Here is a 13,802-nt window from a genome sequence, read left to right on the forward strand (position 1 = left end):
CGCCGCGAGGCCGTTGTGCGCGCCGGATACTGTGACGGGCATGGTGAACGAGTCGGCCCAAGGGGCAGCTGACGTGATGTGTCCGGGCTGCGGCGGAACCACGGTGCGTACGGTCGAGCAGACCAGCGGCGAGCGGACAGCCGGCGGGAAGGCCGACTGGCGGACCGATGGGAAGCCCGAACGCGGCAGCCTGGCCGACCGGCTGGCCGTGTCACCCGGCGCGACGGACTCCTTCGACTCGGTCATGCACTTCCTCGAAGGCATGGTGCTCACCGCCCTCGGCGTCGGCCTCGCGTACACCGGTGTGCAGCAGGACAAGCCGCTGTACATGATCGGCGGAGTGCTCCTCGCGGTTCTTCTGTTCGTCGGGACCATCGTGGTGATCCGCGGCGAGGCGCGCGAGAGGGCCGATGTGCCCAGGGGTGAATCGCGCGCCGAGCGGCTGTGGCGGGCGGGGTACTACTGCTCCGGCTGCGAGTCGGTGTTCTGCCCGGACGGCTCCCAGTGGCAGGGGACGCTGACACCCGAGCAGTTCAAGATGCTCATGTGGACCGAGGCGGGCTACGCGGACCGGCTTGCCCATGACGACAAGGCCAAGGACGCTACTGTGCCTGCCGAGGCCCTGCCCCGCACCGGAGGACCGCACCGCCATGTCTGACGCCGAAGGCGCACCCGTGATCCTCAGCAACGTGCCGGGCTCGTTCCCCTGGAGCGTGCTGGCCGAGCGGCACCCGGCGCTCATCCACAAGGTGCGGAACGCCTTCCCGTACGGCCCCGAGCGGCAGCGTGCGCTCGACGCCCTGCTGAAGAACTGCACCGAGGGCGTCATCGAACCGCTCGGTGCGCAGGCGGCGGACCGTGAGCAGTGGGAGGCGTGGGGACGGGAGTACTTCGGCCGGACCTGGTTCGACGTGCCCTTCCTGTGGTCCGAGAGCTACTTCTATCGCCAACTCCTTGAAGCGGTCGGGTACTTCGCCCCTGGACCCTGGCGTGGCATCGACCCCTTCCGTCCTTTCAAGCTCGCCGAACTCGACACCCCGGAGGCCGACGAGGAACTCGCCGCCCTCGACGACCTCGCGCACCAGCCCGTCGAGGACCAGGAGTCGGCGCTGCTGCACGGCTCGCTGTGGGGCAACCGCGCGGACCTCGGCTTCCGCCTGGCCGGCGCCGAAGGAGACACGGCCGGCAGCCCCCAACTCGTAGCCGATGACAGCGAGTTGCTCCGGTCGCTGTTCGCAGGCGGCACCCTCTGCGTGGTCGCGGACAACGCGGGCCGCGAACTCATCCCCGACCTGCTCCTCATCGACCATCTCCTGCGCCGTCGCCGCGCCGGGCGGGCCGTCCTGCACGTGAAGCCGTACCCGTACTACGTCTCCGACGCCACGACCGCTGACGTGCTCGACGCGGTGCGCCGGCTCACCGCCGCGAAGGGCGCCGCCGGTGAGTCGGGCCACCGCCTCTGGTCGGCGATGACCGACGGCCGCCTCACGGTCCGGGCCCACCCGTTCTCCTGCGCGCCCCTGCCGTACGCCGACATGCCGGACGACCTGCGCGAGGAGTTCGCCGGGGCGGACGTGACGATCATGAAGGGCGACCTGAACTACCGCCGCCTGATCGGCGACCGGTTCCGCCCGGCCACCACACCGTTCGAGATCCCCACCGCGTACTTCCCCGGTCCGGTCGCCGCCCTGCGCACCCTCAAGTCCGACGTGACCGTCGGCCTCGTCGCCCGCACCGAGGCCGCCCTCGTCGCCGCCGAGGAGCAGCGCTGGCGCACGAGTGGCACGCATGCGTTGATTCAGGCCAGGCGGTGACGGCGAACTGCCGTCCGCTGTCGGTGCGTTGACCCTGACACTAGTGTCGGAGCCCTGACGTCGCGGCGTGCGAAGGCGCGTGAGAGGAGCTGAGGGTATGCGGATCGGAGTGGGCCCGCACCGGCTGTGGCCGGGGCAGGAGAGCGAACTCGACGGGGTCCTGGAGACGGCCCGTACGGCCGAGCGGCTGGGCTTCGACCACCTCGTCGCGGGGAGCCATGTGCTCGCCGGTGACTTGGGGGTGACCGCGGACCCGCTGGTGCTGCTGTCGGCGATCGCGGGCGCGACGGACCGGATCCGGGTGGTGACCAGCGTCCTGATCCTGCCGCTCTACAACCCGGTCGTCCTCGCCCATCAGGCGGCCACCCTCGACCGACTCTCAGGCGGCCGTTTCACGCTCGGCGTCGGCACCGGCTGGGACGCGGCGGAGTTCGCCGCGGTGGGTGCGTCGCTGCGCGGGCGCGGCAAGCGGATGGACGAACAGCTCGCCGTCATGCGGGAGTTGTGGGAGGGCCGGGCCGAGGGGATGCGGCTGGGAGTACGGCCGCGCACCCCCGGTGGACCCGAGGTGTGGATCGGCGGAGAGAGCGACGCGGCACTGAGCAGGGCCCTGCGGTACGGCGACGGGTGGCACGGCTCGGGAGTCGACGCGGCCGCCCTGACCGTCGTACGGGAACGGCTCGCGACGCTCGGCAAGGAGGCCGGCCGGGATCCGGACACCCTCGCGCTGACCTCGGGCGCGTTCCTGGTACCACCGGGCTTCTCTCCGGCGGTGGACATGCCGTGGCGGCCGCTCGGCGGCAAGGCGGCCACCGCCGACAGCGTGAACGACGAACTCGGCAGGCTCGCCGAGGCCGGTCTCGCCTCCTGCTCCCTCTGGCTTCCGGTGACGACGGAGGCGCTGCCCGACGCGCTCGCGTGGGTGGCCCAGGAGGTTCTGCCGGTGTTTTCCGGCGGCTGAGGGGTCGAGGGGGCGGAGCCTCCGGAGGCCCGCCCCCACTCGCCGTCAGCCGACCCGCACGTCCTGCCACACCATCCGGTGGTCGGACGTCGGCACGGTCGTGCCGTTCCCGACGAGCCGGTACAGGGGGTCGTCCGACGTGGGCCAGAAGATCCCGTTGGACAGCGGGGTCAGCCCCTTCGACGGGAGGACGTGGTCCACCCGCAGATTGCCGGGCGCGACGTCGTTGAAGTCGCTCGTGTCGTACGCCGGGTTCCCGACGTGCGAGGTGTTCGCGCCGCCCTGGAGCCTCGCGGCCTCGACGCCCCCCGCGCTGGCGGGCGGCGTCTTCGGCAGCCGCACCGCCGGGTGGTCCAGGAGCTGCAGGATCGCGTCGTCGTAGCTGTCACCGTCGTGCGGGTCGGCGTTCTGGTCACCCGCGATGACGAACCGCGCCCCGGGTCGCAGCCCGCCGCGTACCCCCTTGTCGTCGTACAGGTAGGCGCTCCGCCTGCGTCCCCCGATGTAGTCGGCCCACAGGCGGATCTCGTCGTGGTTGCGACGCCCGTTGCGGTCCTCCGTGCCGTCGAAGGTGGGCGGGGTCGGGTGCGAGACCAGGAAGTGCACGGTGTCGCGGCCGACACGGACCGGTACGTCCCAGTGGCTCTTGGAGGACAGCCGCAGGATCGCGCGGGCCTCGTCGCTGTAGTAGCCCTCGGGAATGATGTTGCCGGGCATGTCCTTCCACAGGAAGTTCTGGAAGGTGCGCACCGCGCGGGTGTCGATCGGGTACTTGGAGAGCACGACCATGCCGTACTGGCCCGGGAACCAGCCGTACCCGTAGGCGTCCTGCCCGTACGCGTCCGAACCGGGCGTGGTGACCGCCCCGTTCCTGCCGTCGAGGTCCACCCCGGAGGCGACCCCCGTGTTCACGGGAGCGGTGAAGTGGTACGGGAAGCGGATCGGCTCGGCGCCGTTGTGGCCGACGGCGAGATAGTTGCGCAGGAACAGGCCGACCGAGGTGCCGTTCTCGTCGTAGTCGAACTCGTTGATCAGGACGATGTCGGGATCGACTCTCTGGATGGTCTCCGCGACGTTCTGCGCCTGGATGTTGCCGGGCGTGGACAGGTCCGTGACCAGGGCGCCCTGAGTACCGCGGTTCAGGGAGGCGTTGAAGGTGGCGAAGCGTACGGAGCGTTTGCGGTCGGCCGCGGACGTGCTGAACGCCGTCGACCCGGCCAGCGCCGCTCCGGCGAGTCCGGCGAGGGCGGCGCGGCGTGAGAACGGGCGGTGCGGCGGGCTCGGCTGGTTCATCGGGACTCCGGGAAGGGGAGGGGACGCGTGAACCCCCGTAGTCTCTGCGCGTAGACGCGGCCGCCACAAGGGTTGGCGGCGACTTGGAGGCACGGGCGCGCGATCGTCCGGAAGCCGGTGAGGTCCCGTCCAATTCCCGTCCAGGTAGCGTCCTTCGCCCGTACACCGTGGGCGTACGCCGTGCCTGTGCGCACGGATTCACACAGGCATTCAGCGCGGATTCACGCGATGGTGTGATCATGTCCGGGCTCGTGGATGCCCCCGGAAGGCCCTGGGTAGGGCCCGGCCATGACGCAGCCGTTCGAACTCCCGCACTTCTACATGCCGTATCCCGCGCGGCTGAACCCGCATCTCGACGAGGCGCGGGCCCACTCGGTCGAGTGGGCCCGCGGAATGGGCATGCTGGAGGGCTCCGGCATCTGGGAGCAGTCCGACCTCGACGCGCACGACTACGGGCTGCTCTGCGCGTACACGCACCCCGACTGCGACGGCCCGGCGCTCTCGCTCATCACCGACTGGTACGTGTGGGTGTTCTTCTTCGACGACCACTTCCTGGAGATCTTCAAACGCACCCAGGACCGCGACGGCGGCAAGGCCTACCTCGACCGGCTGCCGCTGTTCATGCCGCTCGACCTGTCGACTCCCGTACCGGAGCCGGAGAATCCCGTCGAGGCGGGGCTCGCCGACCTCTGGGCGCGCACGGTGCCCTCGATGTCCGTCGAGTGGCGCAAGCGGTTCGCGGTCTCCACCGAGCACCTGCTGAACGAGTCGCTGTGGGAGCTCTCCAACATCAACGAAGGGCGGGTCTCCAACCCCGTCGAGTACATCGAGATGCGCCGCAAGGTGGGCGGTGCCCCCTGGTCGTCGGGGCTCGTCGAGTACGCGACCCGTGAAGTGCCCGCCGCCGTCGCCGGGTCGAGGCCGCTGCGGGTGCTGATGGAGACGTTCTCCGACGGGGTGCACCTGCGCAACGACCTGTTCTCGTACCAGCGGGAGGTCGAGGACGAGGGCGAACTCAGCAACGGAGTCCTCGTCCTGGAGACCTTCTTCGGCTGCACGACCCAGGAGGCCGCCGAGATCGTCAACGACGTGCTCACCTCCCGGCTCCACCAGTTCGAGCACACAGCGTTCACCGAAGTGCCCGCGCTGGCCCTGGAGAAGGGGCTCACCCCGGACGAGGTCGCGGCGGTCGCCGCGTACACGCAGGGGCTCCAGGACTGGCAGTCCGGCGGCCACGAATGGCACCTGCGGTCCAGCCGCTACATGAACGAGGGGGCCCTGTCACAGGGAGAGCCCTTCGGTGCAGCCGGGTTCGGGACGTCCGCCGTCGACATCGGCGCGCTGCTCTCGGCGGCCGGCGCGGAGCGGCTGCGCTCGTACACCCACGTCCCGTTCCAGAAGGTCGGGCCCTCGCAACTCCCCGACTTCTACATGCCGTTCGAGCTGACGCTCAGCCCGCATCTGGCGGGGGCCCGGGGCCGGCTCACCGGCTGGATGCGCGACATGGGGATGCTCCAGGAGGGCGTCTGGGACGAGGACAAACTCCTCGCCTACGACCTGCCGTTGTGCGCGGCGGGCATCCACCCGGACGCGACACCGGAGGCCCTCGACGTCAGCTCCCAGTGGCTGGCCTGGGGCACGTACGGCGACGACTACTACCCGCTCGTCTTCGGCAACCGCCGCGACCTGGCCGCCGCCAAGCTGGTCACCGCACGACTGTCGGCCTGCATGCCCATCGACGGTGAGGAGGTCCCCGTCCCCGCCAACGGCATGGAGCGCGGTCTCATCGACCTCTGGGCGCGCACCGCCGCGGACATGACCCCGGACGAGCGGCGCCAGTTCCGGGCCGCGGTCGACGTGATGACGGAGAGCTGGGTGTGGGAGCTGTCCAACCAGCTCCAGCACCGCATCCCCGACCCGGTCGACTACCTGGAAATGCGCCGCGCCACCTTCGGCTCCGAACTCACCATGAGCCTGTGCCGCATCGGCCACGGCCGGAAGGTCCCGCCGGAGGTCTACCGCAGCGGCCCCGTCCGCTCGCTGGAGAACGCGGCCATGGACTACGCGATGCTCCTGAACGACGTCTTCTCGTACCAGAAGGAGATCGAGTACGAGGGCGAGGTCCACAACGGCATCCTCGTCGTGCAGAACTTCTTCGGCTGCGACTACCCGACCGCGCTCCACGTCATCCACGACCTGATGACCCAGCGCATGCAGCAGTTCCAGCACGTCGCCACCCATGAACTGCCCATCCTGTACGAGGACTTCAAGCTCTCGGAGGAGCTGCGCCAGATCATGCAGGGCTACGTGGTGGAGCTGCAGAACTGGCTCGCCGGCATCCTGAAGTGGCACCAGGACTGCCACCGCTACGGCGCCGCCGACCTGGCCCGCCGCGCCCACGGCTTCGTACCGGACCGGGTACCCGCACTCCCCTTCAACTGGCCGGGGACTCCGGTGTCGACACCGGTCTGACGCTCGCCCGCGCCGCCTCGGAGAGCTCCGCGAGGAGCGCCGTGGCGGCTTCGGTGACCTCGCGGACCCCCTCGGTGAGACTCCCGTCGGCCGCGGCTGCAGCGGCCAGCTCGTGGTGCTCCTCGACGATGAACGCGCCGAGATTCGTGCCGCGCCAGTACGGCGGGGTGTCCTCGGCCGGCCTGGCCAGCGCGTCGCGCAGCTGGGCCAGGGTACTTATGGCCGCCGCGAGCCGACCTGTCTGCCGTTCCAGTCGTGCGAGCTTCAGGAGCGCCGGGACGCGGTTCTGGACACTGGACTCGAGAGGGACGTACAGACGATGGGCCCGCAGTGCTTGGAAGGTGTCGCCCAGGTCCTCCAACTCGTAGGCCAGCGAACGCAGTTGTGCCGTGTCGAGGCTGTCGGGTGACTTCCCCTGCCGCTCGTTCTGATAGGCCCGGAAGTCGATGTCGTCCAGAAGGCGGATCAGAGCGACCCTGGCGAGCTCGACCATGCCCTGCTCGCGCGCCAGCCCGGTCCAGGTGAACAGGGTTTCGTCCGAAGGGTCGGTGCCGAAACACGAGTAGTCGAGGCCCTCCGCCCACTCCCGCAGCCGGTCCCCGCTCTCGCCCGGCTCGGGCATGCCGCCGAGCCCGCACCAGGTGTCGTAGGTCGTCTCCCGGACCTCGTACAGCAGCGGCAGGTCCTCGGCGAGGCCGTGCAGTCCCACCAGGACGGCGGCCAGTCGAAGTTCGTCGGTCATCGAGGCCTCGGCCTCGTGCTTCAGGAGGTGCCGCAGGAGCGCGAGGTCGGTGTCCCGGCGGTCGTACTGGGCGGCGCGCAGGGCGAGTGCGCGGCGCGCCCGGTCCCGGGCCACCTCCTCCCACGACGAGCCTTCCCGCAGGAGAGCGAGATCGGTGCGGCCCCCTTCGAGCACCGTCTCCCACAGCGGGGACGGGGGTGCGGGTTCAGCAGGTTGTAGGCACTTCCTTCCACCCCGCCGAGCAGCAGGAAGTCGGGCTCGGTGCGTGACACGGCGGCGTGCAGCAGGCCGAAGAGCTCCGCGGGGGAGCGCTCGGGCAGGCCCAGAGCAGCGCGCAGTTCGGCCCGCTCGGCATCGATCCCGTAGTGCTCCCGGATCTCCGCCTCCGACTCGGCGACCGCCGCGAGGATCCGCTCCGCGCCGTCCGCCGGCGTGAGGCCGAGATGGTCGTACCAGCTGGGCAGTCCGACCAGCAGCTCCAGCGCCTCGTCGACACTGCTGCCGATGACTCCGGCCGAGCCCTCCCAGTCGGCGTACAGCAAGGGACCGTCCGCGCACAGGAAGTACGTGCCGCCCATGTCGTCCCCCGCTATCGGCTCCAGCGGACGGCCGGAGGCGAGCCGGACCGGCTCGCCGTGGTCCGCGCGGTCCAGGTCGAAGTTGAAGGGGAACGCGGCAAGTTCGGCCAGGCGAGGGTTCTCACGCAGCAGCCGCAGGGCGTGCTCGGTCATGTCACAGAACGTAACAGCCACCACTGACACTTCTCGAACACGTTTTGCAGTCTCACTCGTTCGTGAATCGTCGCGCGCCTGGGCGCCGGGTAGAGCAACAGCCGGGGGGCGGTCCGTAGAGCATCTGCCGGAGGCGATCAATGGAACAGACCGCGTTGCGTCCCAAGCCGATGCCCGGTCGGGAGCCGGGCGGTGGCCGTCCGTCAGCCGGCGCCCGGCGTCCGCACGCCGCACGGCGACGCGGCAAACGGCTGATGACTCTGCTGTTCGGCCTCTTCGTGGGGACCGTCCTGGTCCTGTCGGGCGTCGGACTCGGCACCGTGGGCGCCACGGTGATCGGGATGAGCAAGCTGGCGGATCTGCAGAAGCAGGCGGCAGGGGCAGGCGCGGGGGCACCGGGTCCGTCCGGGCCGTCGGGGCAGGCCTCCGGATCGGCACCGCCCGGTGACTCCAAGTCGGCGCCCGGCAGCGGGAGTTCAACGCCCGCGAAGGAGCCGGGGGAGTCGGAGGACGACTCGGGGAAGGAGCCGGTGCGGGCGACGCTCGCCGTCGAGGCTGTGGACGTCTTCGAGGGCACGGGCGCACTCGTCGTCGGCGTTCACGTCCCCGGCCCGGGCTACTCGGCCGGCCTGGTGCGCGGCGACGTCCTGCTCGCCTTCGGTGAGACCCGGATCGAGTCGGCCGCCGACCTGGCGCGGGCGGTCGCCGCGGCCGACCCCGGGAGGTCCGTCACGCTCACCGTGCGGCACGCGAACGGCGACCAGCAGCAGTTGTCCACCACCCCAGGGGTCGTGACCTGAGATCAGGCCACCCTGAAGTGGCTCGTCAGCCGCCCCTCGTCGTCGAGCACATGAAACGCGAACCCGGGAGGAGCGTCCCGGTCAGCCGCGCCCTCGCCCTCCCAGGGCAGCCGCAGCGTCCACGTCACCCCGGGCCCTACGACCAGCGGCCGCCCGGCGAAGGACGTCGCGGCGGGCGTGTGCGCGTGGCCGGTGATGAGCCCGGCCACCTCGGGCCTGCGCTCCAGCAGTGCGGCCAGGGAACGCGGCCCGCGCAGCTGGTACGCGTCCGGCAAGGGGTGGTGCAGCGCCACCGGCGGGTGGTGGAAGGCGAGCAGCGTCGGCAGGTCGCCGTTCAGCTCGTCGAGCGTCGCCTCGATCCAGGCGTACGTCTCCTCGTCGAACTCGCCCTCGTCGCGGCCCGGAATGCTGGAGTCGCACATCAGGACGGCCGCGTCGTCGAAGACATGGACGCTGTTGACCGGCCCGTCGGCCGCGGGTTCCCCGAGCAGCGCTTTGCGGTAGGGCGCGCGGCTGTCGTGGTTGCCCGGGCAGGTGAGTACGGGGAAGGGCGCCGCGCCGTCGCGCAGCCCGAGAACGCGCGCCGCCTCCTCGTACTCGGCCTCCGTGCCGTGGTCCGCGATGTCCCCGGTCACCAGCAGCGCGTCCACACGCCCGGGCAGCTCCCACAGCCGGTCGCGCACCCGCTCGGCGCGCTCCGTAGCCCGTTCGGTCCCATCCAGATGCAGGTCGCTGATGTGTGCCAGTACGAGCATGCCCATCCCCTCATCGAACTAATGGAACACGTCGATCTAACCATTAGGTCTAATGGCATGGCAATGACTGACCATTAACTCCGGGTTGCCGGACAAGGGTTGGCCTTGATCGGGACCGCGCGCCGCGATGGCGGCAACCGGCTCGCGCCCGCCCCACCGGAGGGGCAGGATGCTGCCCGTAGCCCCCTGGGGAATCCGGGAAAGACGGAGGCATGGATGACCGGCACACCCGAGCCCTTCACCGCCGGTGACTACGAGGCCCGTATGCGGCGCGCGGCCGATGCCGCCGCGGACGCGGGGCTCGACGGCGTCCTGGTCGCGCCGGGCCCCGATCTGGTGTGGCTGACCGGGTACCGGCCCGTGGAGACCGAACGGCTCACCGTGCTGGTGCTCAGGCCCGGCCAGGATCCCGTCCTGGTCGTGCCCACCCTGGAGGCCCCGGACGCGGCAGCGGCGGCCCCCACGCTGGCACTCCGCGACTGGACCGACGGCAAGGATCCGTACGAGGCGACCGGCGCTCTCCTCGCCGGCTCCGGCCGATTCGGCGTCAGCGACAACACCTGGGCCCTGCACCTGCTCGGCTTCCAGAAGCGGCTGCCGGACGCGAGCTACGTTGCCCTCACCGAGGCCCTGCCGATGCTGCGAGGTGTCAAGGACGCGGCGGAACTGGACCGGCTGGCGGCTGCCGGCGCCGCCGCGGACGCGACGTACGAGGAGATCAGGAAGGTTTCCTTCGCGGGCCGCCGTGAGACGGACGTCGCCGCCGATGTCGCCGCCCTGCTGCGGCAGTTCGGGCACTCTCAGGTCGACTTCACCATCGTCGCCTCGGGCCCCAACGGAGCCAACCCGCACCATGAGGCAGGCGACCGCGTCATCGAACGCGGCGACATGGTGGTCCTCGACTTCGGCGGCCTCAAGCACGGCTATGGCTCCGACACCTCCCGCACGGTCCACGTCGGCGAACCGGACGACGAGGAGCGCGCGGTGCACGACATCGTGCGCGAGGCGCAGGAGGCGGGTTTCCGGGCGGTGCGGCCCGGCGCCGCCTGCCAGGACGTCGACCGGGCGGCCCGCGCGGTCATCACCGAGGCCGGGTACGGCGAGTACTTCATCCACCGCACCGGGCACGGCATCGGCGTCACCACCCACGAACCGCCGTACATGATCGAGGGCGAGGAACTGCCCCTCGTTCCCGGAATGTGCTTCTCCGTGGAGCCCGGCATCTATCTGCCCGGCCGCTTCGGAGTGCGCATCGAGGACATCGTGACGGTGACCGAGGACGGCGGGCGCCGTCTCAACACCACTTCCCGAGAGCTGGTGATCGTCGACTGACCGGAAGTTCTTCCCACGCTCGACCGGAAGGTCCTTCCACGCTCGGTTCCCACGTCCCCGAACGACAGCGGCGCGACCATGACCCAGGCACCGACACCGACCGCGGACACCGTCCGCCGACTGGTCCGTTCCCTGCTCGCCGACGCCCCCGCGGCGGGCCGGGGCCCCGACGTGCGGCTCGTCACCGAGGGCGGCGGACACTCCACCTGGTGGGTCGGTTCGCGCCATGTCCTGCGGCTCGCCCCGGACCGCGAGGCCTCCGCACGCCAACGCCGGGAACTGCGGCTGCGAGACGTGGTCCGCCCGCATGTCGGGGTCGCGGTCCCGGTGAGCGTCGCGCACGGCGAGTGGGCCGCCGGTCTGAGCTACACCCTCGACACCAGGCTGGCCGGCGTCACAGGCGAGGAACAGGACGTCTCCGCCATCGGCGAGGCGGACCTCGCGGCGCTGCTCACAGGGCTGCGCGAGGTGCCCGTACGACAGGCCGAGGCCCTCGGTGTTCCGCGCGCCGCGCCGCGCTCCCTGGAGGCGCTGCGGACCTCCGCCGAACGGGCCGCGGAACAGCTCGCGGCCGCCGACGAGTTCGACCCCGCCCGGCTCACCCAGCTCACCGCGGCCGCCGCCGTCAAGCTCGCCGGCCAGCCCGGCGCTGCCGTCCTCGTGCACCACGGCCTCAAGGGCGGACACCTCGTCGTCAGCGCCGACGGCCGGGTGCGCGGCGTCCTCGACTGGACCGACGCGGTGATCGGCGACCCCACCGAGGACATCGCCGGGCTCGCCGTCGCCGTCGGCGCCCCCGCGGCCGTACGCGCCGCCACCCTGGCCGGGTACGGCGCCCGCCCCTGTCTGCGCGGCCTGTGGCTGTCCCGCTGCGACACCGTGATCCGCCTCGCCGACCGTCTCGACGGGCGTGACGAGCGCCCCGTCGCCCTCCTGAGGACCCAACTGCGCCGAGCCTGGGAGGCGATCCTGCTGGAACGCGTCACGGAACTCACGGGCGACGACTGACCCGCCACCGGCTCACGCCTGCCGCAGCACCACGCACGACTCGCCCGGCACGCTCAACACCCCGTCCTCGCCCGGCGTCGGGACCGGCTCCCAGGCGGCCAGCACGCGCGCGTGGCGGATGCCGAGGGGGATCTCCGCGGTCTCCTTGGAGAGGTTCACGGCCACCCGGACGTCCCCGCGCCGCAGGGCCAGCCAGCGGGCCTCCTCGTCGTAGGCGACCTTGACGGCGGCGAGGTCGGGGTCCGAGAGGTCCGCCTGCTGCCGGCGCAGGGTGATCAGGTCGCGGTACCAGGCCAGTACGCGCGCGTGGTGTGCCGCTTCGGGCTCCGACCAGTCCAGGCAGGAGCGGTCCCGGGTGGCCGGGTCCTGGGGGTCGGGGACGTCCTCCTCGGCCCACCCGTGCGCCGCGAACTCCCGGCGCCTGCCCCGCCGTACGGCATCGGCGAGCTCGGGGTCGGTGTGGTCGGTGAAGAACTGCCAGGGCGTGCCCGCGGCCCACTCCTCGCCCATGAACAGCATCGGTGTGAAGGGCCCGGTGAGCGTCAGCGCGGCGGCGCAGGCCAGCAGTCCGGGGGAGAGGGAGGCCGACAGCCGGTCGCCCTGGGCGCGGTTGCCGATCTGGTCGTGGGTCTGGGTGTAGCCGAGCAGGCGGTGGGCCGAGACGCGCGTACGGTCGAGCGGGCGGCCGTGCGACCGCCCGCGGAAGCTCGAATACGTGCCGTCGTGGAAGAAACCGGAAGTCAGCGTTTTCGCCAGCGATGCGAACGGGGCGCGCGCGAAGTCCGCGTAGTAGCCCTGCGCCTCACCGGTCAGCGCGGTGTGCAGCACATGGTGGAAGTCGTCGTTCCACTGCGCGTGCAGCCCGAGGCCGCCCTCCTCGCGGGAGGCGATGAGCCGGGGGTCGTTGAGATCCGATTCGGCGACCAGGAAGAGCGGCCGCCCGAGGTCCGCGGCGAGGCCGTCCACGGCCGTCGACAGTTCCTCCAGGAAGGTCAGCGCGCGGGTGTCCCGCAGCGCGTGCACCGCGTCCAGGCGCAGCCCGTCAAGCCGGTAGTCGCGCAGCCACGCCAGCGCGCTGCCCACGAGATACGCGCGCACCTCGTCCGAGCCGGGCGCGTCCAGGTTCACCGCGGAGCCCCAGGGCGTCTGGTGGGTGTCCGTGAAGTACGGCCCGAACGCGGGCAGGTAGTTGCCGGACGGGCCGAGGTGGTTGTGCACGACGTCGAGTACGACGCCCAAGCCGAGTTCGTGCGCCCGGTCGACAAAGCGCTTCAGCGCCTCGGGGCCGCCGTACGGTTCGTGCACGGCCCACAGCGAGACACCCTCGTACCCCCAGCCGTGCCGTCCGGGGAACGGGCACACCGGCATCAACTCGACGTGTGTGACGCCCAGTTCCCGGAGATGCCCGAGCCGCTCGGCGGCCGCGTCAAGGGTGCCCTCGCGGGTGTACGTCCCCACGTGCAGCTCGTACAGGACCGCGCCCGGCAGCGGAAGCCCCGCCCACTCCGCGCGCCAGCCGTATTGCTCCGGGTCGACCACCGCGCTCAGCCCGTCGGGGCCGTCCGGCTGCCGCCGGGAGCGGGGGTCGGGCAGCACGGGGCCGTCGTCCAGCGCGAAGCCGTACCGCGTCCCGTCCCGCGCCTCCGCGTCACCCGTCCACCACCCGGCACGCTCGGGATCGCGCTCCAACGCGCGCGTGGCACCCTCGCAGTGGAGTGTCACCCGGTCGGCCTGCGGTGCCCACACCTCGAACCGCACTGACGGTTCCCCCTTGTTCGCTCACCGTTGATCGCTCGCCGTTGTCCGCTCACCGTGAGGCAGCTCGTCCATGGTGCTTCACGTGAGATCAATTCGCTTTCGAATCCACCCTTTTGCCGCGTGTTCTCCACCTGGA

The 13,802-nt window shown here is 71.3% G+C and carries 11 protein-coding genes; 7 read left to right on the plus strand and 4 right to left on the minus strand.

Annotation, left to right across the window (positions count from 1 at the left end):
- Nucleotides 1–40 precede the first annotated feature (40 nt).
- The 3 genes from OG219_RS36845 to OG219_RS36855 all read left to right on the plus strand — a co-directional run bounded on the left by OG219_RS36845 (nucleotide 41) and on the right by OG219_RS36855 (nucleotide 2,775).
- A complete protein-coding gene (locus OG219_RS36845) occupies nucleotides 41–658 on the plus strand; it encodes a hypothetical protein (RefSeq protein WP_266833962.1) in 618 nt (205 codons plus the stop codon).
- Nucleotides 651–1,814, plus strand: a complete 1,164-nt coding sequence (locus OG219_RS36850) for a damage-control phosphatase ARMT1 family protein (RefSeq protein WP_266833963.1) — start codon at nucleotides 651–653, stop codon at nucleotides 1,812–1,814. Before OG219_RS36845 ends, OG219_RS36850 begins: the two co-directional genes overlap by 8 nt.
- A gap of 97 nt (nucleotides 1,815–1,911) precedes the next feature.
- Nucleotides 1,912–2,775, plus strand: a complete 864-nt coding sequence (locus OG219_RS36855) for a TIGR03619 family F420-dependent LLM class oxidoreductase (RefSeq protein ID WP_266833964.1) — start codon at nucleotides 1,912–1,914, stop codon at nucleotides 2,773–2,775.
- 45 nt (nucleotides 2,776–2,820) lie between these two features.
- Here OG219_RS36855 and OG219_RS36860 read toward each other — a convergent pair whose 3' ends face one another.
- The gene (locus OG219_RS36860; RefSeq protein WP_266833965.1) at nucleotides 2,821–4,068 is read right to left on the minus strand and encodes an endonuclease/exonuclease/phosphatase family protein; all 1,248 of its coding nucleotides are present in this window, start codon (nucleotides 4,066–4,068) and stop codon (nucleotides 2,821–2,823) included.
- A gap of 288 nt (nucleotides 4,069–4,356) precedes the next feature.
- Between OG219_RS36860 and cyc2 the strand changes: the two genes are divergently transcribed.
- Nucleotides 4,357–6,540, plus strand: a complete 2,184-nt coding sequence (cyc2, locus tag OG219_RS36865) for a germacradienol/geosmin synthase Cyc2 (RefSeq protein ID WP_266833967.1) — start codon at nucleotides 4,357–4,359, stop codon at nucleotides 6,538–6,540.
- On the opposite strand, the gene OG219_RS36870 is transcribed toward cyc2, so the two are convergent.
- Nucleotides 6,503–7,456, minus strand: coding sequence for a hypothetical protein (locus OG219_RS36870; RefSeq protein ID WP_266833969.1), 954 nt, complete (start codon nucleotides 7,454–7,456; stop codon nucleotides 6,503–6,505). The two genes, cyc2 and OG219_RS36870, sit on opposite strands and share 38 nt — an antisense overlap.
- A gap of 697 nt (nucleotides 7,457–8,153) precedes the next feature.
- Here OG219_RS36870 and OG219_RS36875 point away from each other — a divergent pair.
- The gene (locus tag OG219_RS36875; protein ID WP_266833971.1) at nucleotides 8,154–8,813 is read left to right on the plus strand and encodes a PDZ domain-containing protein; all 660 of its coding nucleotides are present in this window, start codon (nucleotides 8,154–8,156) and stop codon (nucleotides 8,811–8,813) included.
- A gap of 2 nt (nucleotides 8,814–8,815) precedes the next feature.
- Here OG219_RS36875 and OG219_RS36880 read toward each other — a convergent pair whose 3' ends face one another.
- Entirely contained in the window at nucleotides 8,816–9,568 is a 753-nt protein-coding gene (locus OG219_RS36880) for a phosphodiesterase (RefSeq protein WP_266833973.1), read from the minus strand.
- Nucleotides 9,569–9,784: 216 nt separating this feature from the next.
- On the opposite strand from OG219_RS36880, the gene OG219_RS36885 reads away from it, so the two are divergent.
- Together OG219_RS36885 and OG219_RS36890 are read left to right on the plus strand one after the other, a co-directional pair.
- Nucleotides 9,785–10,900 carry an aminopeptidase P family protein gene (locus tag OG219_RS36885; RefSeq protein ID WP_266833975.1) on the plus strand — a complete coding sequence of 372 codons (1,116 nt, stop codon included), beginning with the start codon at nucleotides 9,785–9,787 and terminating at the stop codon, nucleotides 10,898–10,900.
- Between the two features lie 78 nt (nucleotides 10,901–10,978).
- On the plus strand, nucleotides 10,979–11,908 hold the full coding sequence (locus OG219_RS36890) for an aminoglycoside phosphotransferase family protein (RefSeq protein WP_266833977.1): 930 nt from the start codon (nucleotides 10,979–10,981) through the stop codon (nucleotides 11,906–11,908).
- A 12-nt stretch (nucleotides 11,909–11,920) separates the two neighbouring features.
- Here the strand turns inward: OG219_RS36890 and treZ are convergent, their stop codons facing one another.
- Nucleotides 11,921–13,666, minus strand: a complete 1,746-nt coding sequence (gene treZ, locus OG219_RS36895) for a malto-oligosyltrehalose trehalohydrolase (protein ID WP_266833979.1) — start codon at nucleotides 13,664–13,666, stop codon at nucleotides 11,921–11,923.
- Nucleotides 13,667–13,802: the final 136 nt, after the last annotated feature.

The organism is Streptomyces sp. NBC_00038 (genome assembly GCF_026343635.1).
Classification (GTDB): Bacteria; Actinomycetota; Actinomycetes; order Streptomycetales; family Streptomycetaceae; genus Streptomyces.

Excerpts from the sequence above, each read along its gene's own strand:
- OG219_RS36845 (WP_266833962.1), top strand. The coding sequence starts at position 41 with ATGGTGAACGAGTCGGCCCAAGGGGCAGCTGACGTGATGTGTCCGGGC.
- OG219_RS36850 (WP_266833963.1), top strand. The coding sequence starts at position 651 with ATGTCTGACGCCGAAGGCGCACCCGTGATCCTCAGCAACGTGCCGGGC.
- OG219_RS36855 (WP_266833964.1), top strand. The coding sequence starts at position 1,912 with ATGCGGATCGGAGTGGGCCCGCACCGGCTGTGGCCGGGGCAGGAGAGC.
- OG219_RS36860 (WP_266833965.1), bottom strand. The coding sequence starts at position 4,068 with ATGAACCAGCCGAGCCCGCCGCACCGCCCGTTCTCACGCCGCGCCGCC.
- cyc2 (WP_266833967.1), top strand. The coding sequence starts at position 4,357 with ATGACGCAGCCGTTCGAACTCCCGCACTTCTACATGCCGTATCCCGCG.
- OG219_RS36875 (WP_266833971.1), top strand. The coding sequence starts at position 8,154 with ATGGAACAGACCGCGTTGCGTCCCAAGCCGATGCCCGGTCGGGAGCCG.
- OG219_RS36880 (WP_266833973.1), bottom strand. The coding sequence starts at position 9,568 with ATGCTCGTACTGGCACACATCAGCGACCTGCATCTGGATGGGACCGAA.
- OG219_RS36885 (WP_266833975.1), top strand. The coding sequence starts at position 9,785 with ATGACCGGCACACCCGAGCCCTTCACCGCCGGTGACTACGAGGCCCGT.
- OG219_RS36890 (WP_266833977.1), top strand. The coding sequence starts at position 10,979 with ATGACCCAGGCACCGACACCGACCGCGGACACCGTCCGCCGACTGGTC.